The sequence below is a fragment of the Trinickia sp. genome (assembly GCF_051953955.1).
In the GTDB taxonomy this organism is placed as follows: Bacteria; Pseudomonadota; Gammaproteobacteria; order Burkholderiales; family Burkholderiaceae; genus Trinickia.
Genome location: NZ_JBQCIF010000079.1, coordinates 12,502 through 34,711, shown reverse-complemented (window position 1 = coordinate 34,711; position 22,210 = coordinate 12,502). Strand labels below are relative to the sequence as shown.

The window sequence follows — 22,210 nt, the reverse complement described above, 5'->3', positions numbered from 1 at the left end:
TCAGACCCTCAGAACGACGACGTGCTTGCCGTGTGCGAGCGTCACGCTCGATTCGGTGATGCTTGTGACTTTCCAGCCGCCTTCGATCGTGTCCCCGGGGCGAACCGAAACGGTGTGCCCGTCGATCGTCAGCACGGCCCGATACCGTCCATCGAAACCGCTGATCGACACGGCCTCCATTCCCGGTTTGGCCGTGGGCGAGCCCGTCGCGCCCGCCGAGTTGCCCTGTGCTGCGGGTCCTTGCGTCGGGGTGCCGCCCCATGGCGTCATCGGCGACGGCATGCCTTGCGCAAGTCCCGAAGGCGCCGTGCCCCCGTTCTCGATCTGCGCTTTGAGTTTCGCGATTTCGGCTTTCGCCTCGAGGATCGGAATTTGCGCCTGCAAATTCGCGAGCTCTTCCGCCGGTGAAGCGTCGCTCGCAGCAGTTTGGGCTTGGCTGGCGCTCGGCGCCTGCATCTGGGTTTGTGCTCGTCTCACCGCTTGCGCGTGCGCGGTCAGTGGTGCGAGCGGGGCGGCGACCGATGCAAAGGCGATCGCCAGTGAAGTCAGGGAGGATTTTGTCGACATGGAATTCTCCGTTACAGCAGTCGGGCGGAGATGACGACGGCAATGATGCTGTCAGCCTTTTGTGCATCGACACCGCCGCCCAGAAGCGGCATATACGGACTGCCGACGCCGTTGTTCGTAGAGGCGGTTTGCTGCTGGCGCATGCCGGTCAGCACGAGCGTTTCGCCCGGTTTCAGGCTGACGCTCTGCTCGAAGCGGGTCACCTGCATGGTCGGCAGTTGCACGCTCGATTGCCCGGAGCCCGAGCCCGACGTAAAGGTTTGCAAGCTGAGCAAATCGGACAGCGTCATGTCGAAATCGATGAGGATGCGCCCGTTGATCACCTTCGGCAGGAAGCTACTCGTGAAGCCCGGCACGAGCGTGGCGGTTTGCATTGTCGTCGACGAGCCGACGCTGGCCGTTTGCGTGCTCTGCGTCGATGAGACGTAGCTTTGCTGTTTGGCCGCTTGCAGCGCGAGCAGCTTGCCGTTTTGCGTGATGCCTGAGCGCGAGATCAACTGCGAGACGTTGCCGAGCGTCGAGAGCGCCTGCACTGCCGCTGTCGTGCCGCTCAACGTGCCGCTCAGGATGTTGGCGCCAAACGTCATCGGCGAGGAACTGCTCATGACGGTGGGCGGCGTTGCCCCGGTGACCTTGACGCCTGTGTGGCCGCCGACCGATTGATAAGCGAGCGTGAGATTCAAACCGTAGTTTTCTTCGCGCGACAGTTGAACTTGGTAGACGTGAACGTCGATGGCCACTTGCTTGCCGAACATCGCATCGAGGCTCTTGACCCACGACTCCACTCGATCGCACTGCGGCGGGGTGCCCGTCACGGTCAGCACGCCGAGATTCTTGTCTGCGACGACTTGCGCACCTGGCCCAGCCACGGCCTCGGCGGTTTTCTCCATTTGCTCCCACGGGCTGACGTGCACGCCGAGCGTGATCGTTTGCCCGCCCGTGCCCGACGAACTGCCGCCCGCGGCGCCTGTTTGCGCCGCGCTCGAGGGAGGTGTGCCCGCGCCTTGCGATCCTTGCGACGACGGACCGTTGGAATCCCCTGTCGAAATGGAGCCGTTCATGCTCGCCACGTCCGCGATGCTCGGCAGCGTGAAGCTGCGGGTCTCGGTCTTGAAGAACGTGACCATGCCGTCGCGGTAGCGCGACCATACTGCGTAGCGCGCATCGACGACGTCGAGAAAGCCTCGGAACGTGCCCGTGTAGCGCGGCGCCGGACGCGCGACGTCGGCCGCGCTTAGCCCTTCCCGCGCGCTGGCGCCGCCAGGGGGTGGCAACTCAGGAAGCCTGGGGCCGCCGGGCAGGCTCGCGGCGGGCGAGGGCAGTGTGCGCAGCGGGGAGGCCGGCAGCATCGATGAGCTGCCGGATGTGCTGCCGGACGAGAGATTCGAGGCCGACTCGACCGACGGATCCACGACGGCCTGCACGCCGACGTTATCGGCGATCCATGCCGCGATATCGCGCAGTGTCGTCGAATCGTTGCTCTTGAAGACGACCTGTTTGTCGTACACCTCGGGCTGCGGCTTGCTCGCCCGTATTTTCTCCCCCAGCAGCCATGCTCCCTCGTGCACCTGCACGACGGGCCGAGTGGGCACGACCGTGTCGAACTGGCTGTGCGCTTCGCGATCCAGCGCAACCTGTGTATCGTGAACTTCTTGGAGGCCGCACCCGGCGAGGGTAATGAACATCATGACCGCCGCGGCCGTGCGCGTGAGTGGACGGGTCAATTGCATCATTCGTGTGCTCCTGCCTTATCGACGACGACCGCATTGTTGCCTTTCCAGATATCGGCGCGCACGTCAGCGCCGTCGTCGGCCAGTTGAGTGAAAACCTGCTGGACGGCGTCTTGAAAGTTGCCTGAGAACGCGTAGTCGTGCGGCACGACCCAGTCGTCCGGGGTGTTCCATGTGATCGACCAACCCGCGCGCTTGGCCCAGTCCTGCAACTGCGTTTCGAGCGATTGGCCGCCGACTAGCGCGAACGTCGAACCGGCTGCCTGCACGGTCGCGGCCGCAGGTGCTGCCGCGACCTGCGGGGGCGGCGTCGCGGAGGGGGGCGGCAAGACCAAGTGGCGCAACGAGACGACATGGCGGTCCCAATCGATCGTGACGCCGACGCCCGGCACCGGTGCGATCGCATCGGCGAGCACGGTGTCCCATGGCAAGCCGCCGCTCCAAGTGGCGAGTTGGTTACGATCGACATCGCCGAAATCGATCGTGAACGTATGCGGCACGATGACGGGCAACATGTCGGCCAAGGCGACGTCACGTCCGCCACCGCGCGGGGTTTCGATGCCGGAGGGGCGAAAACCGACTTGCGCGAGCTTGTGCATCGCGCTGATCGGCGCAGGCTCGGTGAGCGGCCGAGCGACAACCGAGGCGGAAACGGCGGCTGCCGCGGCCACGGATGCTGTGGCGGGTGCGCTCGGCGAAGGCGACTCGTTGACGAATCCGGCTTGCGCTGAGACTGCCCATGTCAGAGCGCCCGTGAGCATCGTCAGGGCGGCGACGCGGTTGATGCGAGGCATCGTGCACTTCCTCATTCGTGAAATCTCCGGTGATGCCACCACGCGCGTCCGTGAATCACCGAGCCGCGCAGCGCGTGGCGAATCGCGCGCAACAGGACGGGCAGCGTGTACCCCTTGCGTTCCATCAAATAGAAGCCGACGATCGCGAGACCCGCGACGCCGAAGGTCCACGCGCGCGGGTAGTACAGAGCGATCAGGATCGGGAAATAGCCGCGGGCGTCGATGCCCATGATGCGCGGCGTGAGAGACGCATCGCGCCAGATCGAGCGACGTACCTTCAATCGTTGGACTCCCCGGCATAGCGGCGGTACGATTTTGCGTCGATCAACTTTCGATCGAGCAAATCGCGCAGCCCCGTGTTCATGTCCTGCTTTTTCTCCGCAACGATCTTGCGCAAAAACGCGCCCCATTGCGTATAGGGCATGTCGCTCATCTCACGCTTGATGCCGCTGTCGAAGTAAAGGTATTCGCGCACGGCCACGCGATTGCCATCGAGCGTCGGCACGAGGATCTGCACGACGATCAAACGCAGTGCGCCGAGAATCTTCGAGGCGATCGCCGAATGCTGGTCGCCGGGAAATACCTGAATCGCGCGGCTGATCGTCTCCGGAACGCTTTCGGTGTGCATCGTCCCGTACGCGCCATGGCCCGTGAGCGCGGCTTCCACCATGGCGCCGATCGTTTCGGCGTCGCGCGCTTCGCCGATGCCGATCAGCGTCGGCTTGCAGCGCATGGCGTTTCGCAGGCCCCGCGCGAAGGTCGGAATGTGCCTACCGATCTGCATCTGTCGGATCTTCGGGCCTTTGTTCCTCACCTTGGTGAAGAGGAATTCGATCGGGTCTTCGTACAGCAGAATTTTCACGTCCCCGTTCGTTTCCGATACGTCGGCGTAGAACGACGACATCAACGTCGTTTTGCCCGAGCCGGTCGGTCCGCAAATGAGCACCAGGCCGCGCGGCTGAAAGAGGTTTTCCCGGATGCCGGACGGCAGCCCCAGCGCATCGAGCGCCGGCGGCGTTTCCGGGATCGTCCGCATCGTGATCGACAACCCGTCTTCCGCGTCGCCGATCTGTGCTCCGGCGATGTTGACGCGGTAGCGGGCGGTATCGCGCTCGATGACGAATCGATAGGGACGGTCGGCATCGCTCCCCCCCTTGATGACGCCGATCAACTCACTGCCGAACGAGACGGCGAGTAGCGTCTTGATTTCACCGTCCTTGATGGTGCGCTCGGTAAGCGCGACTTGGCGGCCTTTGATTTCGCCCCAGACGACATCTCCAGTCTGGAAGACGATGTCCGACGAGCCGACCTCGCCGCAATAGGCCAGAAACGCCTGCAGATCGCTTACGCCGAAGTTGGCTTCGAGCTTGAACGGCTCCGGCATGGTCATCATTGCCAACCCTCCCGCGCCGCGAAACCGGGCCAGCCGGCGGATAGAGCCGCGGCCCTAACGACGCCGCTGACATACCCGTTCTTGAAGCCTTGGCTGTAGTTGCCGGTGTTGTAGGCGGATAGTGCGGCCAATAAAGCCGCTTGCGCGCTCGGCTGCGTCTTGGTCGCCTGCAAGTAATTGCGCGTCAATACCGTGCCGCCGGCGTAGACGTTCGTGCACGGGTCGAACACTCGCTCGACCGTCAGCCCCAGGCTTTCCATCGTCTTCGAATTGATTTGCATCAAGCCCATGTCAATGTTCGCGCCGGTCGCGATCAATCGCTTGGATTCCGCGACGGCTTCTTCATATGAGTTTGCTTTCCGGTAACGCTGGCTGCCGTTCACATTGATCGCCCACGGGTGGCCTTGCGATTCCTGGTGGATGACCGCCAGCATCGTGTTGGCCGACACGAACGGAGCGCACGCCATGACCAGCGTCATCAGATCCATCAAAGGCTCCGTTGGCTCGCCGAAAAGCGATCCCGTGCCATGTCCGTGAGCCGGCAGAAATCCGTGAGATCTTGTGCGGGCAAAGCGCCTGACAGCAGGTATCCCTGCCACGCGTCGCATCCCAGCTCGTTCAGTTTGGCGAGTTGCTCGTTCGTTTCGACGCCTTCCGCAAGCGTCGTCAAATTGAATTCGCGAGCGATCGCGATGATTGCGCGCACGATGCGCGTATCGAACTCGCTGACCGTCGAGCCGATGAACGAGCGGTCGATCTTGAGCGTATCCACGGGAAAGTTCTTCAGATAATTCAGCGATGACCAGCCGGTGCCGAAATCGTCGAGTGCCACGCGCACGCCGAGTTCGCGTAGCGAGCACAAGATCCGAACGGCTTTTTCGGTGTCGGTCACAAGGAAGCTCTCGGTCAGTTCCAGCTCGAGTAACTCGGGCGGAAAGCCGCTTTCGTCGAGAACCGCTTTTACGCGCTCGGCCAATGCGTCACCGAACTGCCGGCCCGACAGATTCACTGCAATGCGAAGATCGAGGCCCGTCTCCCGCCAGCGGCGGCCTTGCCGAACGGCTTCGCAAAGCACCCAATCGCCGATGGGCGCAATGAGGTTGGTTTCCTCCGCGACATGGATGAAGGACGAAGGCGGGATGATGCCGCGTGTCGGATGAAACCAGCGAATGAGCGCTTCGGCGCCTACGATGCGGCCCGAATGAACGCAGAATTGCGGCTGATAGTGCAAAACGAAGTGCCCATTGCGCAGCGCATCTCGCAGTTCGGCCTCGACCGTTGCTCGCGCTCTCGCTTTTTCGTTCATCCGTGCGTCATAGAAGCGCAGCGTGTTGCGGCCCTCGCCCTTGCCCGCGTACATCGCCGTGTCGGCGTTATGCAGCAACTCGTCGACGCTTTGGCCGTCGTTGGGCCATACGGCCACGCCGACGCTCGCGCTGATCTGAAACACGTTTTCCCCGACTTCGATTGGCCGTGCGCAGGCATCGAGAATGCGTTCGGCAACGATCGACGTGTCCTCCGTGCTACGCAAATTCGGCAGTAGCACGACGAACTCGTCGCCACCCAGCCTTGCCACGGTGTCGCTATCTCGCAGGCATCCGCGCAAGCGCTTCGCCGCTTCGACGAGCACCGCATCGCCGGCTGCGTGGCCGTAGGTATCGTTGATCTTCTTGAATCGATCGAGATCGACGAACAGGACCCCAAGAAACGCTTGATCCAGGCGGCTGGCCAACCGAATGGCCTGGTCTATGCGATCGCGCAGCAACTCGCGGTTCGGTAAGCCGGTCAGGGGATCGAATTGCGCGACCTGCCATTGGCCTGCTGCCGCCTTTGCATCATGGTCGAGCGGGCGAATCACGAATGCGGCGCCTTCGGCGACCGGCGAGCGCATCACCACCGCTGTCGTGCCGCCCTCTGGCCGCTGTGGGTCTCGCAACTGCTCTTTCAGCGTGCTACCCCATGAGAGCGTGCCCCCGAATGCGAATTGAGCCTGCGCGTCGTCGGTGGCTAGAAACGTGTCGAATCTTTTGCGCTCTTCATCATCCGACAGCAGATCGTGCATGCGGCATTCGCCGAGATGCATGGGAGAAAAGAGGCGCACCGCGGCATCGTTCGCATAGGAGATCGCCTGTTGGCCGGAGCGGACGAACAACACGGGCGAAGGAAGTTTTGAAAGGATTTCGCGGTACATACGTGGCCCCCTAATACAGCACGTCAATCATGACGACGCCGTCTCGGCCGGACGACGGCATCACACAGGTTCCGATTTGAGTCGGCGTCACATAGCAACCGTAGACGGAGATCCCTCCACCGGATCCGTAGCCGAATGGAGTCAGCGCGCCCTGATATGCACCGCTTGCGAGTGGAGTGGAAGGATTTGCCGAAAAGCTCTGATTGCCGAAGTTGCCCAATCCGTAATCGCTGAGTCCGCAAGCGCCGGGACCACCGGCCCGAACATAGGGTCCCGCCGCAATCCGGTTGGGAGTGGGATACGTATAAATTCCGGAAAACTCCCATGCGCCCCCTTGCGGCCCAGGAACCGGAACGCCTCCCGAAAGATTGTCAGCGCCCCAACTAGTCGCTCCGCTTCCGCCATCGCATTCGAGCAGAACGCCGACGCTTGGGGAGATCAGTTGGCTTGGCGTGCCCGGATACCCGCCGAGACCGTCATCCCCGAATGGCGCCGCGTAGACGAAGTAGGGCGTGCCCGGCACAGGGGTAGTCGTCAAAAATGGTTGATAGGCAGTCCCGCCTTTGCCGACCACGACCGTTAGCGTTTCACCGGCGGTCAGGTTGACTGGCGCGGAAAACACGAATCCGCCACTTGCTCCAGTCATGTACTGACTGGCGAAGCGCCAGCCGAGACCTGATCCCCCGCCTCCGGCCATGGTGACCAGAGCGCTCTTCACGCCCTGCGGCACGGTCCAAGTCCCCGAACTGGTGAAGACGTAGCGGTAGGCACTGGGCATGTCCGTGGCTTTGCCCCAAACGGTTCCGTTGCAGCCCAGCAATTTGCCTTGGGAGTTGGAGGCGATGAGCCCGACCGTTTGGCACGGCTGACCTTCTGCCGCGGTGCCGGTGACCTGAAGCGTTGCCGTGATGTCGGCGTCCGAGTGGATCGTCCCCGCATTGTTGATGTTGTGCTTCATGCCGGCGGTGTCTTGCATGTTGATGTCTCCGGTCCTCGGCAGGCTGCCGTCCCGGCGATCGAACACGAAAAGACCCGATGCGTCGTAGCCGTTCCTGATCGAAATGAGGCCGGCCACGCCACCGGGATTCGTTCCGGTTTGCGTGCCGTTTTGCGTGACGAAAATGCTCGGATTGCCGCCGAACGACGCTGGCATGGACACGCCGGCGTTGCCTGGGCTCGCGGTGGTGGCGGCGATCGTTGCGCGGCGAACGTCGACGGCGTTGGTGCTCGGATCGATCAGCGGGCCGGTGCTCGTGACCTGAAACGGTAGATTGCACGTTGGAATCGTGCATCCGCTGGAGGTGTCGACGGTAATTTGAATATTGAAGCCGATCGCTTGCCCGTTGTACACGACAGGGCTCACGTTCCTGCTCGCCAGAAAACCGAGTCCATTCAAGTCGGCCGTCGTTGGCGTCAACACGCGTGCTGCAGGAAGCGTATAGCCGTTGCGCGTGATGTTCTGGCCTTCCTGGATCTCGGCGAAGAACGTCGTCGTGTACGTCTTCGCGGCGTCGTTGATTGCCCCGAGCGTTGCTCCGACCAGCCGTGCTCTGTCGTCACGGCTTTGGTTCACCGTCGTCCGCCAGTACTGCTGTCCCACATAGGCCAACACGACGCTGAGCAGCGTTACGAAGATCGCCATTTGCGACAGCAAAAACCCGCTTTGCTTTCGCTTGATCGAAGATTGCACGGCTCGGTGTTCTCTTTTCATGGTCCTCGTCGCCTACAGGTTCTTCAACTGCATGCTTTCCACTTCCTGCATGAGCGAAGAGAACTCGCCCTGCTTGATGTGCGCGACCACCTTGTTCTCGCGCGCAAGCGCCGACGCAACGAGCTTTCCTTCGAGATCGAAGCGTTGATGCACGGCAAGCTGAAAGCTCGCGGCGATGAGGTCGTTCGCGTTTTCCTCTCCAGCGGCACGCGCCAAGGCGGACAGGCGTTGCAGGCCGGCTGGGATCGTCTTGGAGTGCATCGTTACGAGCACCAGATGCCCGTCGACGGCCACGCGAAGCAGTTGTGCGGCCGTCGCGCTGTCGCGCACCTCACCGTAGCCGAGCATCGACGAATCCTTCGCCGGAAAGCAGCGCAGCGCGGCATGAATCGCGTTTTCGTAGCCGCCGACTTCGTCGGCGTCGATTTGCTCGCAGTAGCCGTGGCCGTGCTCGCCTTCCAGCAGATCTTCCGGCGGGTCTTCGATGGTCAAACAGTACCCGCCGTGCAAGCGAAGCCGGGCCGCGATGGTGGCGGAAAAGGTCGTCGTTTTCCCCGCACCCGTCAGTCCGCAGATGACGACCAGTCCGCCGGCCTCGCGCATCTTCGAACCGAGCAACAGTGCCTTGATCCAATGCGGCAACCCGAGGACGTCGATGTCCGGACAGGCGTCACGCATGCGGCGCAGCGCGTAGCGGCCTTCCCGCATGCGCTGAATGCGCCAGCGGCTCGCATCGTCCAATTTCACTTTTTTTCGGCCGGGATTGGCGGTGATCGCATCGACGAGCTGCGCCATCAACGGTTGATGCTCCGGCCCAGCAGGCTTTTGGCCGGGGAAGACGATTGGCCTACTCAGGCCATCGATCGACAGGTGGACGTCGGTAATGAGCGGCATTGTCATCGGTGATTACGCTCGTCCGAAGGTGAACACGATCACATTGGTCGAAGTCGAGCTGCACTGCGTGCCCACAGCCGTCAAATCGACGTTGTTGGGCCCCGCCTTGACTTGGGTGCCGTTGATCGAGGCCGTCAAGAAAAGATCGTTCATGAAGCTGCTTCCGATCTTTACGCACTCCTTCGTGGGGATGTTGTTCAGCGTAGCTTGCCCCTGTGTGTTGCCCGCCGCCGGAGCGAATGCGATCGTCCCCCACTGCGTCACCAAATTCCCATCGGGCACACCGCCGGCCATTTCGACGAAGCTGTCGTTGAGCCAGCCGTTTTGCGCAACCTGCGCGGTGGTCAAATTGGCGAACGAGGTTTGGTTTTGGTAGGCCGTTTGGATCGAAGGGATGGCCTCGTTGAAAGCGTCGATGATCTTGCTTGCCCGAATGCTGGCGAGAACACGAGGCACGACCACCATGGCAGCGGCGGCGATCAATGCAATGATGCCAAGCACGATCGCGAGCTCGGTCAGCGAGAAACCGCGTTGTCGGGCGCTTCCCGTGCGCTTCGGCCTCGCGGCCGTCTTGCGTGTATCGAGCTCGGCGTCGCTCGCGTCTATCGGTTGAAACTTCGTCGTCATCGAATGTTCTCCTAAGTTAGCGAATGGACTGGATATAGGTTTCCATCGCATCGTTGAATTCAAAGCTTGCGAGCACGATCACGCCTAACACCATTGCGACGATGCCCATTGCAAGAAAGCCGCCGAGAATGGCGCGTCGCTCCGCCGCTTCGACGGCTTTGTCGCCGTGATCGAATGCAATCATGCGTAGCGCCTTGAAGAAATCGGTTCGCTCGGAGTAGTCCTCGATTCGATCCATGATTCGGTATGAGAACAACCCCGTGTCCAATGCGCGTGCCGGACTGTCGGGCGTCAGCGCGAGGCGCTTGAGCATCAACGTGATGTGCCATGAAAGCCATGGGCTTGCGAACTGCCGCATGCGTTCGAGCGCTTCCTTCATGCCGTGATTGTTCGATTGCAGAAGAATGGCCAGCGAGACGAGGAAGTTGTTTGCCTCGTTTTCTCGGTATGAATTCCATGGTAGGAGCGGAACCTGGTCGAACTTGGTTCGTACGCGGCCACGCCAGTTCGGCCGGCTCCAAAGTACCAACCAGATCGAAAAAATCAGGCCGAACCCAAATAGCACCCCGTGTTGGACGATTGCGTTCGAGAGGTCGTACATCTGTCGACTCACGACCGGCCACCGTTCCAGCGGAAGCGATTGCAGGTTCTGCGGCGCGATGACGAGCGCATACGCGAGAAAAAAGCCGATGATGGCAATCACCGCCATCCCCGGTGAGATCAGCGACATGAAGTAGGTGGCTTTGATCTTGCCGGTCAGCCGGATGGCCCGCCCGAGGTAGACCATCGCTTCATCCAAGCGGCCATCTTCCTCGGCCGCCGTCAATACCATGACTTCGTAGGCGGGCACGGTGTGCTGAAGCGCATGCCCGAACGACATCCGCCGCATCTTCCTGAGCCAATGCTCATACAGCGGAGCCCAGCCGGTCTTGCGCCGGCGCGAGCGCGCGGCCATCTTGCGCAGGCGTTCGTTCGTCGCTGCCCCGTCGCGCAGGGCCGATGCGAAGTCCTCGTAGAATTCTTGACGACTCGAATCGAACGTATTGAACAGGAGCCGGCTCAGCTTGAACGCTAGATTCATAGCGAAACCTCCACGAGTTCATAGGTCTCGAACGGCTCGAACTCGTGCTCGACATCGCGCGGATCGATGCGCCCGCAGGCGATCTTGTACAAGGCATGCTCAAAGGCCGTTTTCCCCGTCATGTCCGGATCATCGAACGCCGTGCGCCGGCTCCCGCGCCAGTAAAGCTCGGCCTTTTCATCGAAGCCGTCGGCAATGTGTTGACGAATCACCTTGTCAGGAACCACGATTTCCGCCACCACCGTGGAGCCGACGATGCCGCGCCCGTTGCAGTGCGGGCAGCCCGTTTCGTTGACGCAGTAGATCGTGCCGAGATTCAAGCCGAATTTGCGTTCGAGAAGATGCTGCTTGTCCTTGGGTAGAACGTCACGGGACGGCTGTTTGCAGTGGTCGCAAAGCACGGGTAGCAGGCGCTGAAAGATGAGCGCTGCAATGAATTGCCGATCGGCAAGCACATGCCGGTCGAGACCCAGGCGATATAGGCGCAGTGCCGCGCCGATCGCCGACGCCGTGTGCAGCGTCGTATAGATCTTGTGGCCGGTCAGCACGAAGTCGGCCAGCATTTGCGCGGTGGTTTTATCTCTTGTTTCGCCCACCATCACGTCATTGGGATCGCCCCGCAGAATGTCCCGTAGCACGCCGATGGCATCGGTGTCGCTGCCGTCGTCCTCGTCATGGTCGCTGCGCTGGCGTGAAATTTGGCTGACACCGAAAATCTTGTACTCGACGGGGTCCTCGACCGAATAGCGCTTTTTCAGCAACCGCTTCGGGTCGAATTCCATCATGGTTTTCAGCGTCGTCGATTTTCCGGATCCCGTCGGGCCCGTGATCGCGATCAAACCGATCGAACGGCCAACGGCCAACTCGAGCTGCTTGACTTGCGATGCCTCGTATCCTCGCTCGGCGAACGTCGGAGTCTGCTGCCCAGGCGTTTCCACCTGCAGCACCCGAATGACGACGTCCCATCCGTCGGCGACGCGAATGAACTTGTAGCGAAGCTTATAGCTGGTCGCGTTGTGCGTGATGCGGATCATGCAGCTCAGCGATTTCGCTTCCAATGCGAAGGAGCCTTGGCTTCGCGAACGGCCTTCGGCCATTTCCGTGAACATGAAGCCGGCGATTTGCTCGCAGGTTACGACGTCGAAGCCGCGATACTGATAAAGGCGGCTGTGAATGCGGAACAGCACCATCCCGCTGCGCTCGCGGCAGCAGATGTGAATGTCGGTGGTTTTCTCCGCGATGGCGTCGCGAATCATTTCGTCCACGAGCGGCCGAACGTCGCTCGCTTTATTGTCGGCGCCGTCCTTGGTGATGGCGTTGTTGACCTGCGCGATCAATGCCACATCCGCCAAGCGCTCTTGCGCGAGCTTGTAGCCGGCGCTCAGCACTCGACGACGCAACTCCAGGTGGAGCCGCTGGCCGACTGCGCTTTCGGAGACCAAGATGATGGCCTCCCGGCCCCCGAGATCCACGGCCGCCACTGCCGACAGATCATTGCCGGTGATGCCGTGTGTCTTCGTCATCGGCGCGCGGAAGGCCGGTAGGTCCTCACGTGTTTTGACACGTCCGGATTGGCGCAATTGTCCAACCAGCTTCGCAATCTGTCGCCTCGCGTCTCCGGCCGGCGCAGGCGTTCCTTCATGGCCGTTCAGAAAGCCAAAGCCTTTGGTGAACATGCTTGGCTCCCTGAGTCAGCGCATGGCTGCCGGTACGGCGATCGGCGGCGGCACCATCGGCGCGGACGGTATCGTCACGGGGGACGTCGCGGTCTGACTGCTTCCGCTGCCTTGCCAATCGAGCGTCACGGTCTTTCGCTGCGTGACCCGGTTGCCGCTCATGCGGACCAAGACGATTTCATACGGTTGGATGCTCTCGAGCTTCCAGCCGTCGATCTTGGAGATATACGGCTCCTGCATCGATACGGGGACGCTGCGGCCCTTGTAGTTGACTTCCGCCACTTCCTTGCCCACCAACCCCCAGATGGCTTCGACGACCGGTTCCTTGTCGTTCACGTCCTGCTTCACGCCCGGCAGGGGCGTTGCGATCGTAGGAGCGGCAGGGCCGGCCGCTTGAGCTTGGTTTGCGCGAATCTTGGCATCCATTTCGGATTCGAGGAGTTCTTGCTGCTTCGCCAGCAGCTTGCCGAACGTATCCACGGACGTATCGGCCGGCATTGCATCGCCAGCACGCGCTAGCACTGGGACCAGCAGCAACGAGACAACGACATCACGGATTCGCATACGCTTCCCCTTTCAACTCAAACGTGATTTTTTCGCCCAGCTTGAAGGACACGCTGCGCACGCCTGCATCGGCCGGCAGGCGCATTGCCAGGTCTTTGAGCAGCACGGCGGTGCCGCTGGCACTGAAGCCGGTTTTCACGGGCACCCATTGATCGTCGATGCCTGCCGCTTTTGCGGCTACCCTTTCCCAGCCGCCTTGAAGCGTGACCGTCAAGCCAAGAGGTCGCGAAATCTGGGCGAGATTGCCCAACTCCAGTTGAACCTTTTCCCGAGGCGTAAGCGTCTTCGCGACGCGCGGCGCGATCGGCGGCAGATGCACCGATATGCTTTGAACGACTTTTTGAACGTCTCCGTCGAGCGAGGGCGCCGGCCACGCGGCAGGCTTGACCTTCAGATAGCCGCCCCATGTTGCGAACGCTTGTGCCTTGTATGTCAACGTGCAACGGCTCCCCTCGCACTCGAGCTCCGACAGCCGCCATCCCGAAACCAACGTAGGGACGTCACGCAACGCGTCGACGTACGCTGGCACTGCGTCGCGTGCGGGCGCGGCGGCATTGATGGCTGTGCCGACCTGGTTCGCCAATTGAGCTTTTCGCTTCGCGATCTCGCGCCGATGCGCTTGTGCCTCGCGTCGCCGCGCATCGTCGTCGGATTTATCCTGGTAGTACACGTAGCCGCCGGCTAACGAGGCGAATAACGCAATCGCCAAGATTCCGGCGACCGGAATGGACGAATGCCGCTCGAACGACGCCTTCGAGAAGTCTCGCTTTTTGATCGAGTGACCGAGAATCTCCAGCGAGAACGGTCTGACGTCGAGGCCATACGGCAGCGGGTCGAACAGTTCCGGTTTGTCGGTATAGATCGGAGCCTTGCTCGGATCGGGCAACGACGTCAAAAAGTCGCGCACGTGACCCATCAAGTCGATCGCATCCGCGACGCGATCCATTCTGTTCACGGGCATGCCGTCCGCCACCGCGAACACCCACAACTGTCCTTTCCCCAGTTCGATGAGAGTCAAGTACGTGTCTTCCGAGACCGCCGCGCGAACCAACACCGCAGCAGCGACGGGCCGCCTTTTGACTTCTCCCTTGGAGACGAAGGCGACGTACTCGCCGTCTTTCCCCTTCGCGCTCCAGATGAATTGCCACGCTGCGTTGACACCGCGGCCGAGCTGTTTCACTTCCGTGCTCTTGCCGTCCAGGCCCGGCAACTCCAGCCAGTCGAGGCCGGCCACCGCTTCGCCGAATCCGGGAATCGGAACGGGGATCGCCGCAGACATCAGTTCACTCCTTCGACGATCTGCGGCGTAAGCAACACCAGCACCGCACGGCGCGTCGTGGCCGTGGAAATGCCACCGCCCAGCAGCGGTGTCAGCGTTGCATCGAAGGACTTGTCCGTCGCCTGCTGCTGAGAGTCGTCGAGGCCAGCGAGCACGGCGGTCTCGCCATTTACGATGCTTGCGTAGATCTGATACTGATTGGCCGTCGATTGCGGGTATTGCAGCTTGACGCCGTTCGATTCGATCGTGACCGTATTGCCTCGCATCGAGGCATCCATCGAAAATTGAACGATCACCGAGCCGTTCGGCTGAATCGACGCGCGCATGTTCAAGAACGTGCCCGTCGTGAGCTGGCCGGGCTCGACGCCGGGGACGGCCGTCGTGGAGTTCAACGTGCTCGCAGCGGGCGACGATCGCGCCGGGTAGATGAAATTTTCGGTGTTTGCGATCGACAGCGGGCGATTGTTCAACATGGTGTAGGTCTCGTCCTTGCGGATGTTGACCTTGCCCACTGTCGACAGGGCTTGCAGGAAGGTTTGCGTGGTGGAGTTGCCGCCGTTGCGAATAATGCCTAGTTGCCCGAATCCCGTGGACCCGCCGGGCAAGCCCGCCGGCGCGAAGAAATTCACGTTCCATTTCGCCGCGGCTTGATTGATCACCCAGGACCAATCGACGCCCATGTCGTTGTTCGTCGTCGCGGTGACGTCCACGATCTGCATGCGCATGCGCACCTGGCGCCCAACCGATTTATTCTCGGCTTCGACCAATTCCCGAATCTGCTCTTGGACCTCGCGCGTGTCGGTCACGGTGATGACGCCCGACGACGAAATCGAATATTTGCCGATCCCGTTCGGCGTCAGGGCGGCTTCGATCGCGGTCTTTAGACCTTTTACGACATCGATGGAAGCGCTCAACTTCGCCGAAACGTCCGACGACGACGACTCGCTGCCGGGCTGCGACATGGAGCCCGTCGTGCCGCCGCCGCTGTTGCCGCCTGACGTGTCGCCCGTCGACGCGGTTTTTGCGATCGTTGCGGTCACATCGTTGGTGTCCGTGATGGAGGCGATTTGGTACGTGCGTGTCACCAAACGCGAGATCAGGATCGCACCGTCCTTGTAGTCCCAGCCTACGCCGAACTTACCTGAAACTTGGTCCAGCAGTTCGGTCAAGGTGCCGCCGAACGGCGTGGTCTGGTCGATGATGAAAGACCTCGCCGGCGGTACAGAGGGGTAGCCGCCGCTCATCATCGACATGCTCGGCGCATAGGACCCGATGGGCCCCGATTGCGGAGGCATGGCCACGCCAGACGGCAGCCGCACGCCGTTCGCCGCGGCCATCCCACCGGCCGCAGCTTGCGTCATGCCGGCGCCTCCCATGCCCCCCATCATCATGCCCATGCGCTGAGCAGAGAAAACCTCTATCGGAATCAAGGCATCGGCGCTGACCCGCACCGGCATGCCGACGATCTTGCTGATGCGGTCGGCGATGACCGTCAGCGTTGGCTGATCAGGAAACGCGAAGCGAATCGGCTCGCTGAATACGGCAGGTAGTTCGGCGTCGCGCGACACCTTGACCGTTTTTTTACCCAGCCAAACGCCATTGACCTCTCTTACGACGGCTGCCTTTTGCTGATCGTCGTGACGCAGCAACGACATGCGATCGCTAACGGCTTGATTGCCCTGTGCGACCGCGCTCCGGATTTCGTTGCGCTCCATGACGGTACCGCAGCCCGCGAGCGACGCGATCATCACGAGTACGAGGCTTCGCTGTAGATTCGAGATCATTCTTCGTATTCCTTGGGTTATTGCGCGCGCTGGCCGGTCTCGGTGACTCGAAGGACGCGATTGCCCGTGTACATGATTCCGCTCAGGTTGACGTCGGCTGCGGATAAAGACGAAAAGAGGGCTTTGACGGCATGGCGAAAGTCGCCGTCGAACGACGCGCTTACCGTCACCGGGACATCGACGGAGGCATCCCAGACCAATTGCCAACCCGCTTGAGCGGCCCATTTCGACAAGGCATGCCTCAGCGTGCCGTCGGAGGGCGACACGATCCAGCTCGGATCGGCGCGCGGGACGCTCACCGGGGGCGAGGCAGGGTCGAGGGGTGGTTTCGCCGCGGGCGCTGCGTCGCGTGCGGCGGCGCGAGACAGCGCAACCGTGCGAGCATTCCAATCGAACGTCAGGTGCACGTCCGGCAATGGCGCGAGCGCATTGGTCAGGACCGTGTCCCACGGCAAACCGCCGTTCCATGAGACAGGCAACGCCGGATCGACATTGCCTGTGTCCACACGAAAATCGTGCGGCACGACCACTGGCAGCATGTCGGACAGGGCGACGTTGCGGCCTTGGCCTCGCGGGATATAGAGGTCGTTCGGGCTGAAGCCGATCTCGGAGACTTTCTTTCCTTTGGACACGGGGGGCGTTGCCGCCAAGGGCTTGACTTCGACGTCGGGCGTGGAGACGGTGGCCGCGGCGGGGGCCGGTGGTGCCTCATTGATGAAGCCAGCCTGCGCCGTGGAGGCGCAGGCGAGGCAGATGATCGCCACCGCGAGTGTCGCGACGCCCCGAGTCTTGTACATCTCGCACCCTTTCATACGTGGAGTTTCCTCATCATTTCTTGATGCCCGTCGCATCTGACGCTTCCGAAGCCGCCGCCGCCACGCTCGCCTGCCACTTGGAAGGATCGGTGACGAAACCGCCGTGATCGGTGACGCGATAAAGCGTGTCGCCCACGTCGATATGGTTGCGATCGCCAGAAACAACGCGCGGGGCAACAGCGACTTCCGGCTCGGACACCATGCCGCGGTTGAGTAGTTCCGAGTAACGCAACATGCCCGTGTAGTCGCGGTTCAAGCGGGCCATGTTCGTTTCGAGGATTTGGTCCGCGAGCGCGCGCCCTTGCTGATAGCCAAGCTCGACTTGTTGCTTCCAATAGGCGCGTTCGGCCGCGGTTTTAGGCAACATCGAAGAAAACGGCAGCGCGTCGACCTGGGCTTTGATGCGCAGGCCCACATAGAGATAGTCACGCCATGACGGCGCGATCGAGGCGAAGCGTGCGGGCACGACGATTTTGTACATGGCGTCGGCACGGCGCACTTGATCGCTCGATGCTTCCACCGCATCACGTGCCTCGGTGATGACGGGCGGCAGCACGCCGTTACGCGTGATCAGCGCACCGAAGCGGTACATCGTGTCGAGCCGCGCCGCGCGTGTATCGAGCGCGGTGATGATTTCGGCCGAGCGATCCGCGAGGCCCTTGTGACTTCCGAGCGGCAATGCGGCTTCCCGCAGCACGTTGGCACGGGCCGGCGTGATGGCGGCTGCCGCGGGCGCACTGTCGGCCGACAAGTTCGCGATGTCATGGACGGACATATGCGACGTGTCGGGAGCAATGTCGTCCGCCATTGCCGATGCGCAGGCGATACCGAGTACGCACAAAGCGAACGCGCAGGAGAGGACGGACGAGCGCAGCTTATATCGCACGGTAGCGCAACTCGAGGGAATCGCTTTTCAGGACGACGTCGGCGCGAGCGCCCAGTTGGGTCCCGATGTTTTCGAGCACCGATACGAAATCGGTGTTCGTCGCGTCGATGGCGATTGGGGCGGCGATCGGTTTGCCCGAGACACTGAATTTCAAGCCTTTCGCCTCGGCGATTTTGCGTAGCACTTCCGGCGCATCCCCGTACCAACGAACCGTGATGAAGTCGCCCGAGACGAGCACGACGCCGCTGCGCGGCGCGACCGCGGAGATGCCGCCTGCGCGCGAGATATCGCCAAGCAACGTGTCGATCCGATGCGCCGACTCGTTCAATTGTGTGTCGAGCATGCGCCCTGTCGGATCGACCGGCTCGGCCTGGGTCGCACAGCCCGCGAGAACGCAGGCCAGCACTGAAACCGCAACGCGTACCAATTGCATTTGGGTGCTCTGTCTGTCAAAAAATGCACGAGTGACCGGGTGTGCCCATAATTCCGTATAGAGGCTATCATACGGAAACAATGCCGCGCAAGTATAGTTCGTATAGATACATTTATACGAAATGCTGACACCCACTCGGAAGGTGGTCGGCAATCCTTTCATTCCTTTCATGATGCCAAGGCGGAACACACGCGTGGCGTAACAAAGTGCAACGCTCCTTGACTGTCCGAAATTGCTTGACAGGCAAAAAATTTGCACAGCATAATTGCGTACCGTTATAACGATATAGAAATGGTGACCGGGGAAATGAGCGTAGAATCGAGACCGCTTACGCTGCTGAAGGCGTATCGAATCGTCCACAATCTGGACACGAACAAGATCTGCGAGCAGGCGAAAATATCGCGCTCGTATTTGACGAGGGTGGAACAAGGCGCGACTCCAAGCGCCGAGATCGCCGCGAGGCTCGTCGAAGTCTTGACCAACGTGGATTGCGTGCGCGCGTCGCAGCCGTCGAATACGCGCAATCAACTCGAGACGTTCGAGAGCGCGCGCCGCCTCCTCGATCGCGTGAAGGCCCTGCATGTCGAGTTCGCTCGAGAAGGCTTGCGGGAAATCCATCTGCTGTATCCGAAGCGCTTTCAGTTGGGGGAGGACGAGCATGCCGTCGCCTAAAGCCAACGCCGCAGCGCCCGCGCGCCATGCATTCGAAGTTCATCCGGCCGTCCGCCTGGTTTCCGAGACCTTCCTCTATAAGTTCAGTTGGCCCAAGCTGCTCGGCACGACGCTGATACTCGGCGTTGCATTGCTCGTCTCGATATCCGCGAACGTCGTGCTCATGACCCGGAACGTGGCCCCGGTCTATTTCGCCATTACGCCGGATGGGCGAATGACGCGGCTCTCGCCGCTGTCCGAGCCGCTGGTTTCGCCCGAGGAAGTGACGCAGTTCGCGCAGAACTGCGTAACACGATCGTTCTCGCTCGATTTCGTCGCCGATCAATTACGCAGCAAGCTCGAATCGTTGCACGACTGCTATACCGATGAGGGATTTCATGCGCTGATGATGGCATTCGACAAGAGCAATCTGCTCGCGAAGATTCGCGATGGCCGGCTCGTTTCGTCGGCCGTGGCGACGGGGGCGGGTGTGATCACCGCGATCGATGCTCACGATCCAAAAGGGTACAAGTGGACGGTGCAGCAACCGATCGCCATCACACTCGTGAACCAGACCGAGCGCCGCTCATATACCTATATCGTCGAAATGCACATTCAGCGCGTGCCGACTGTCGACAATCCTAAAGGGATCTCCGCGACGGCGCTGCAATTCCTTGGCAACGGTCAAAACAATTAGGTGACGGCATGACTGACGACTTCAAACCCTTTCCCACGGCGATAGAGATAGCCGAGGAATCGAAGGACAAGGACGGCACTCACCCCCTGGCCAGCGTCGAGGGCACCGATTGGCATCACGAGTTCGAATTGATCGATCCGTTCATCGCATCACGCAGGGAACTCGAGGAGCTGTGGTTGACCGCTCCGAACCGGCGTGCGCAAGACTGGATCACCGGGATCATGGATACGCGTCGCATGTATGCGATCGTGACCGGCAACCCGTTCTGAGGTGGCATCGATGAGCCGTCCGCTCTGGAAGTTCGCTTGCGTCGCCGCACTGATGCCTCTGGTTGGCCTAGCGCATGACGCCCATGCTCAGTTGGCGCGCGCGAGAGCAACGCCCGCGACTGGTGCTCGGAGCGGCGTCTACGCCAACCCTGATGCTCCGCGTCCGCTGCCGCCGCTTACGCAATCGAATACGAACTTCGATGCCGCGGTCGATCTCGTCACGCCGTTGACGCCAGAGCAGATCCGCGCGTTGCGCAAACGCATCGACGAGGCGAAACGCGCCGCATCGGCAAGTCCCACGCGGCCGCCCAAGCCCGTGTACTCGGTGCAAACGGTCGATTTGTCGCCGGGCGCGCCGCCGCCGATCGTGCGCGTGAGCGACCTCGGTTCGGCCGTCACGTTCATCGACAATGACGGCGCACCGTGGGACATCACGGAAGTCGACAATATGGCGAAGGGGCGCTTCGAGGTGCTGCGCCCGGTCCCTGGCGTGCCGACGATCACCATCACGGCGGAAGGCACTTATGTCGAGGGCGACGTCGCGGTGTTTCTGAAAGGGTTGCCGTTCCCGGTCGTCGTCAAAATGATTGCGGGGCAGCGCGAGACCGATTATCGCCAAGACATCCGCATCCCGCGACGAGGCCCCAACGCGCAAGCGCCGGTGGCGGCGGCGCCCGCGATTTCCCTGCCTGGCGACAGCATGCAAGCGATTCTCGACGGCACCGGCTCCCCCGATGCGAAGCCCGTCAAGATCGAGAATCCGCCGGTGGGCATGAGCGCATGGCAGATTGGCGAGCACCTCATGGTGCGCACGAGCCTGTTTCTGAGCGACCCCGCATATTACGGTGCGCTGACGGGGGCGGACGGTACCCATGTTTACGACATTCCGCGCACGCCGGTCATCACCGTCAGCGAAAACGGCATGAGCCGCAACATCGTATTGGATTTGGAGTGACGCATGGCCGACCAGCAGCGCCGTAAGATGCATCCGGGTTTTTTGCGCAATGCCAAGATCATCGCGGTCATTGCGGTGCTCGCCGCGGTCTGCGTGGCCGTCGCGTTCTTTGCGATGAGACGCCGTTCAGACAAGGCACCGGAAATCGACGTTCCGGCGGTGAGTGCGCAAGGGGGCACCCCGCAGGCGGAAACGCAGCGGTACTCTCAGACGCTCAATCAAGCAAACAAGGAAGGGCTCGCGCAAGCGCAAAAGACCGGGGCGACGTTCATACCCGCATTTTCCGATCGCAATGCGCAAATCGAGAAGGTGTTGGCGGACAGAGCGTCGGAAGCCGCGGCGCAACCCGAAAAGATCGATTATCAGCATCCGAACGGCTTGCCGCCGGGGCAGTCTGCGCCAGCGTCGCAACAGCCCTTGCCGAGCCTGCCTTCGCCGACACAAGGCGTCGGCTTGCAGGTGCAGCAACTCGTCAATCAATGGGACAACCCGCCGCAATCTCAAGAGGTGCTTGGCCTGCAGAAGGAAGCGCAGGGTGCCGCATCGAGCAGGGGCGCGCTTTCGTCGGCGGATGGCGCAGGCGCCGCGCAGGCGGTTGCCGCGACGCAAACCAAGCCCGCAACGATTCATTCGAGCGATCGCTTTTACGCGCATCTCGAGAATGCCATCGATACCGATACGCCGTCGGATATCCTGGCGGTGCTCGATCAAGGGCCCTGCAAGGGAGGCGAACTGATGGGCAACGGCAAACTGAGCGCCGAGGCCGTGACCGCGACCTTCACTTCATTGCACTGCGGCGGCAAGACGGTGGCGGTCACGGCGGTCGCATTGAACGATCAAACGCTGAGCAACGCGTTGCCTGCCGACATGGATCATCACTTGATGGCGCGCGTCGCGATCCCCGCATTGCTCGGGGCGCTCGGCACGGCCGGCAGCGTGTACAGCAACGCGGGCTCGACGATTTCCAACAACCCGCTTGGCGGCACGACCACGATTCAAAACCCCAATCCAAGCGCTAAGCAACTCGAAGGCGCGATGGTATCGGGCGGGGTGACCGGTGTGCAGGGCGTCATCCAGCGAGAAGTAGCGGGCATACCACCGGTGACAGGGCACGTGGAAGCCAATACGCCGCTCATCATTCTGTTCAAGGCCGATGTCGTCCTCTAAACAGAGTCTCGTCATGCGCGAATGTTTACGTATAATACATGCGATA

At 61.5% G+C, this 22,210-nt stretch carries 23 protein-coding genes; 5 read left to right on the top strand and 18 right to left on the bottom strand.

All coding sequences use genetic code 11. The features are described 5' to 3' along the window. The 18 genes from pilP to ACTHNZ_RS14665 all read right to left on the bottom strand — a co-directional run bounded on the left by pilP (position 1) and on the right by ACTHNZ_RS14665 (position 18,425). Complete coding sequence (gene pilP, locus ACTHNZ_RS14750; RefSeq protein WP_440543249.1) at positions 1–567, bottom strand: type IV pilus biogenesis protein PilP; 567 nt, start codon at positions 565–567, stop codon at positions 1–3. Between the two features lie 11 nt (positions 568–578). Next, positions 579–2,300 (bottom strand): pilus assembly protein PilN, encoded by a 1,722-nt coding sequence (locus ACTHNZ_RS14745; RefSeq protein WP_440543248.1) that lies wholly within the window; start codon positions 2,298–2,300, stop codon positions 579–581. After that, on the bottom strand, positions 2,297–3,091 hold the full coding sequence (locus ACTHNZ_RS14740; protein ID WP_440543247.1) for a toxin co-regulated pilus biosynthesis Q family protein: 795 nt from the start codon (positions 3,089–3,091) through the stop codon (positions 2,297–2,299). The genes ACTHNZ_RS14745 and ACTHNZ_RS14740 overlap by 4 nt, the downstream gene beginning before the upstream one ends. Before the next feature lie 11 nt (positions 3,092–3,102). After that, positions 3,103–3,372 carry an IcmT/TraK family protein gene (gene icmT / locus ACTHNZ_RS14735; RefSeq protein WP_440543246.1) on the bottom strand — a complete coding sequence of 90 codons (270 nt, stop codon included), beginning with the start codon at positions 3,370–3,372 and terminating at the stop codon, positions 3,103–3,105. Beyond that, positions 3,369–4,484: a type IV pilus twitching motility protein PilT gene (locus ACTHNZ_RS14730; protein WP_440543245.1), complete on the bottom strand. Its 1,116-nt coding sequence runs from the start codon at positions 4,482–4,484 to the stop codon at positions 3,369–3,371. The genes icmT and ACTHNZ_RS14730 overlap by 4 nt, the downstream gene beginning before the upstream one ends. Continuing rightward, complete coding sequence (locus tag ACTHNZ_RS14725; protein WP_440543244.1) at positions 4,481–4,972, bottom strand: lytic transglycosylase domain-containing protein; 492 nt, start codon at positions 4,970–4,972, stop codon at positions 4,481–4,483. Before ACTHNZ_RS14725 ends, ACTHNZ_RS14730 begins: the two co-directional genes overlap by 4 nt. Continuing rightward, a complete protein-coding gene (locus tag ACTHNZ_RS14720) occupies positions 4,972–6,675 on the bottom strand; it encodes a putative bifunctional diguanylate cyclase/phosphodiesterase (RefSeq protein WP_440543243.1) in 1,704 nt (567 codons plus the stop codon). The genes ACTHNZ_RS14725 and ACTHNZ_RS14720 overlap by 1 nt, the downstream gene beginning before the upstream one ends. 10 nt (positions 6,676–6,685) lie before the next feature. After that, a complete protein-coding gene (locus ACTHNZ_RS14715; protein ID WP_440543242.1) occupies positions 6,686–8,386 on the bottom strand; it encodes a hypothetical protein in 1,701 nt (566 codons plus the stop codon). Between the two features lie 12 nt (positions 8,387–8,398). Next, a complete protein-coding gene (locus ACTHNZ_RS14710) occupies positions 8,399–9,286 on the bottom strand; it encodes an ATPase, T2SS/T4P/T4SS family (protein ID WP_440543241.1) in 888 nt (295 codons plus the stop codon). Between the two features lie 6 nt (positions 9,287–9,292). Next, the gene (locus tag ACTHNZ_RS14705) at positions 9,293–9,907 is read right to left on the bottom strand and encodes a type 4 pilus major pilin (protein ID WP_440543239.1); all 615 of its coding nucleotides are present in this window, start codon (positions 9,905–9,907) and stop codon (positions 9,293–9,295) included. A gap of 16 nt (positions 9,908–9,923) precedes the next feature. Beyond that, entirely contained in the window at positions 9,924–10,988 is a 1,065-nt protein-coding gene (locus tag ACTHNZ_RS14700; RefSeq protein ID WP_440543238.1) for a hypothetical protein, read from the bottom strand. Beyond that, the gene (locus tag ACTHNZ_RS14695) at positions 10,985–12,511 is read right to left on the bottom strand and encodes a GspE/PulE family protein (RefSeq protein ID WP_440543237.1); all 1,527 of its coding nucleotides are present in this window, start codon (positions 12,509–12,511) and stop codon (positions 10,985–10,987) included. The genes ACTHNZ_RS14700 and ACTHNZ_RS14695 overlap by 4 nt, the downstream gene beginning before the upstream one ends. A gap of 168 nt (positions 12,512–12,679) precedes the next feature. Beyond that, on the bottom strand, positions 12,680–13,228 hold the full coding sequence (locus ACTHNZ_RS14690; RefSeq protein WP_440543236.1) for a hypothetical protein: 549 nt from the start codon (positions 13,226–13,228) through the stop codon (positions 12,680–12,682). Beyond that, complete coding sequence (pilO2, locus tag ACTHNZ_RS14685) at positions 13,215–14,507, bottom strand: type 4b pilus protein PilO2 (protein ID WP_440543235.1); 1,293 nt, start codon at positions 14,505–14,507, stop codon at positions 13,215–13,217. The genes ACTHNZ_RS14690 and pilO2 overlap by 14 nt, the downstream gene beginning before the upstream one ends. Beyond that, complete coding sequence (locus ACTHNZ_RS14680) at positions 14,507–16,291, bottom strand: hypothetical protein (protein ID WP_440543234.1); 1,785 nt, start codon at positions 16,289–16,291, stop codon at positions 14,507–14,509. Before ACTHNZ_RS14680 ends, pilO2 begins: the two co-directional genes overlap by 1 nt. 17 nt (positions 16,292–16,308) lie before the next feature. Continuing rightward, the gene (locus tag ACTHNZ_RS14675; protein ID WP_440543233.1) at positions 16,309–17,088 is read right to left on the bottom strand and encodes a toxin co-regulated pilus biosynthesis Q family protein; all 780 of its coding nucleotides are present in this window, start codon (positions 17,086–17,088) and stop codon (positions 16,309–16,311) included. 31 nt (positions 17,089–17,119) lie between these two features. Next, on the bottom strand, positions 17,120–17,914 hold the full coding sequence (locus tag ACTHNZ_RS14670) for a type IV secretory system conjugative DNA transfer family protein (protein WP_440543231.1): 795 nt from the start codon (positions 17,912–17,914) through the stop codon (positions 17,120–17,122). Between the two features lie 67 nt (positions 17,915–17,981). Continuing rightward, on the bottom strand, positions 17,982–18,425 hold the full coding sequence (locus ACTHNZ_RS14665) for a DotD/TraH family lipoprotein (protein WP_440543230.1): 444 nt from the start codon (positions 18,423–18,425) through the stop codon (positions 17,982–17,984). 306 nt (positions 18,426–18,731) lie between these two features. On the opposite strand from ACTHNZ_RS14665, the gene ACTHNZ_RS14660 reads away from it, so the two are divergent. Genes ACTHNZ_RS14660 through ACTHNZ_RS14640 form a run of 5 tightly spaced genes read left to right on the top strand, consistent with a single transcriptional unit; the run spans position 18,732 to position 22,164 of the window. Then, complete coding sequence (locus ACTHNZ_RS14660; protein WP_440543229.1) at positions 18,732–19,097, top strand: helix-turn-helix domain-containing protein; 366 nt, start codon at positions 18,732–18,734, stop codon at positions 19,095–19,097. Next, positions 19,084–19,773 (top strand): DotI/IcmL family type IV secretion protein, encoded by a 690-nt coding sequence (locus ACTHNZ_RS14655; protein WP_440543228.1) that lies wholly within the window; start codon positions 19,084–19,086, stop codon positions 19,771–19,773. The genes ACTHNZ_RS14660 and ACTHNZ_RS14655 overlap by 14 nt, the downstream gene beginning before the upstream one ends. Positions 19,774–19,781: 8 nt before the next feature. Continuing rightward, positions 19,782–20,042, top strand: coding sequence for a hypothetical protein (locus ACTHNZ_RS14650; protein ID WP_440543227.1), 261 nt, complete (start codon positions 19,782–19,784; stop codon positions 20,040–20,042). Between the two features lie 10 nt (positions 20,043–20,052). Then, positions 20,053–20,997 (top strand): DotH/IcmK family type IV secretion protein, encoded by a 945-nt coding sequence (locus tag ACTHNZ_RS14645; RefSeq protein WP_440543226.1) that lies wholly within the window; start codon positions 20,053–20,055, stop codon positions 20,995–20,997. A gap of 3 nt (positions 20,998–21,000) precedes the next feature. Then, positions 21,001–22,164 carry a DotG/IcmE/VirB10 family protein gene (locus ACTHNZ_RS14640; RefSeq protein WP_440543225.1) on the top strand — a complete coding sequence of 388 codons (1,164 nt, stop codon included), beginning with the start codon at positions 21,001–21,003 and terminating at the stop codon, positions 22,162–22,164. Positions 22,165–22,210 lie beyond the last annotated feature (46 nt).

Bases quoted from the DNA above. Each gene is read 5' to 3' on its own strand.
- ACTHNZ_RS14745 (WP_440543248.1), bottom strand. From the start codon at position 2,300: ATGATGCAATTGACCCGTCCACTCACGCGCACGGCCGCGGCGGTCATG.
- ACTHNZ_RS14730 (WP_440543245.1), bottom strand. From the start codon at position 4,484: ATGATGACCATGCCGGAGCCGTTCAAGCTCGAAGCCAACTTCGGCGTA.
- ACTHNZ_RS14680 (WP_440543234.1), bottom strand. From the start codon at position 16,291: ATGATCTCGAATCTACAGCGAAGCCTCGTACTCGTGATGATCGCGTCG.
- ACTHNZ_RS14705 (WP_440543239.1), bottom strand. From the start codon at position 9,907: ATGACGACGAAGTTTCAACCGATAGACGCGAGCGACGCCGAGCTCGAT.
- ACTHNZ_RS14695 (WP_440543237.1), bottom strand. From the start codon at position 12,511: ATGACGAAGACACACGGCATCACCGGCAATGATCTGTCGGCAGTGGCG.
- ACTHNZ_RS14670 (WP_440543231.1), bottom strand. From the start codon at position 17,914: ATGGCGGACGACATTGCTCCCGACACGTCGCATATGTCCGTCCATGAC.
- ACTHNZ_RS14660 (WP_440543229.1), top strand. From the start codon at position 18,732: ATGAGCGTAGAATCGAGACCGCTTACGCTGCTGAAGGCGTATCGAATC.
- ACTHNZ_RS14710 (WP_440543241.1), bottom strand. From the start codon at position 9,286: ATGACAATGCCGCTCATTACCGACGTCCACCTGTCGATCGATGGCCTG.
- pilO2 (WP_440543235.1), bottom strand. From the start codon at position 14,507: ATGTCTGCGGCGATCCCCGTTCCGATTCCCGGATTCGGCGAAGCGGTG.
- ACTHNZ_RS14665 (WP_440543230.1), bottom strand. From the start codon at position 18,425: ATGCAATTGGTACGCGTTGCGGTTTCAGTGCTGGCCTGCGTTCTCGCG.
- ACTHNZ_RS14645 (WP_440543226.1), top strand. From the start codon at position 20,053: ATGAGCCGTCCGCTCTGGAAGTTCGCTTGCGTCGCCGCACTGATGCCT.
- ACTHNZ_RS14700 (WP_440543238.1), bottom strand. From the start codon at position 10,988: ATGAATCTAGCGTTCAAGCTGAGCCGGCTCCTGTTCAATACGTTCGAT.
- ACTHNZ_RS14725 (WP_440543244.1), bottom strand. From the start codon at position 4,972: ATGGATCTGATGACGCTGGTCATGGCGTGCGCTCCGTTCGTGTCGGCC.
- ACTHNZ_RS14715 (WP_440543242.1), bottom strand. From the start codon at position 8,386: ATGAAAAGAGAACACCGAGCCGTGCAATCTTCGATCAAGCGAAAGCAA.
- ACTHNZ_RS14675 (WP_440543233.1), bottom strand. From the start codon at position 17,088: ATGTACAAGACTCGGGGCGTCGCGACACTCGCGGTGGCGATCATCTGC.
- ACTHNZ_RS14655 (WP_440543228.1), top strand. From the start codon at position 19,084: ATGCCGTCGCCTAAAGCCAACGCCGCAGCGCCCGCGCGCCATGCATTC.
- pilP (WP_440543249.1), bottom strand. From the start codon at position 567: ATGTCGACAAAATCCTCCCTGACTTCACTGGCGATCGCCTTTGCATCG.
- ACTHNZ_RS14640 (WP_440543225.1), top strand. From the start codon at position 21,001: ATGGCCGACCAGCAGCGCCGTAAGATGCATCCGGGTTTTTTGCGCAAT.
- ACTHNZ_RS14650 (WP_440543227.1), top strand. From the start codon at position 19,782: ATGACTGACGACTTCAAACCCTTTCCCACGGCGATAGAGATAGCCGAG.
- ACTHNZ_RS14740 (WP_440543247.1), bottom strand. From the start codon at position 3,091: ATGCCTCGCATCAACCGCGTCGCCGCCCTGACGATGCTCACGGGCGCT.
- ACTHNZ_RS14720 (WP_440543243.1), bottom strand. From the start codon at position 6,675: ATGTACCGCGAAATCCTTTCAAAACTTCCTTCGCCCGTGTTGTTCGTC.
- ACTHNZ_RS14690 (WP_440543236.1), bottom strand. From the start codon at position 13,228: ATGCGAATCCGTGATGTCGTTGTCTCGTTGCTGCTGGTCCCAGTGCTA.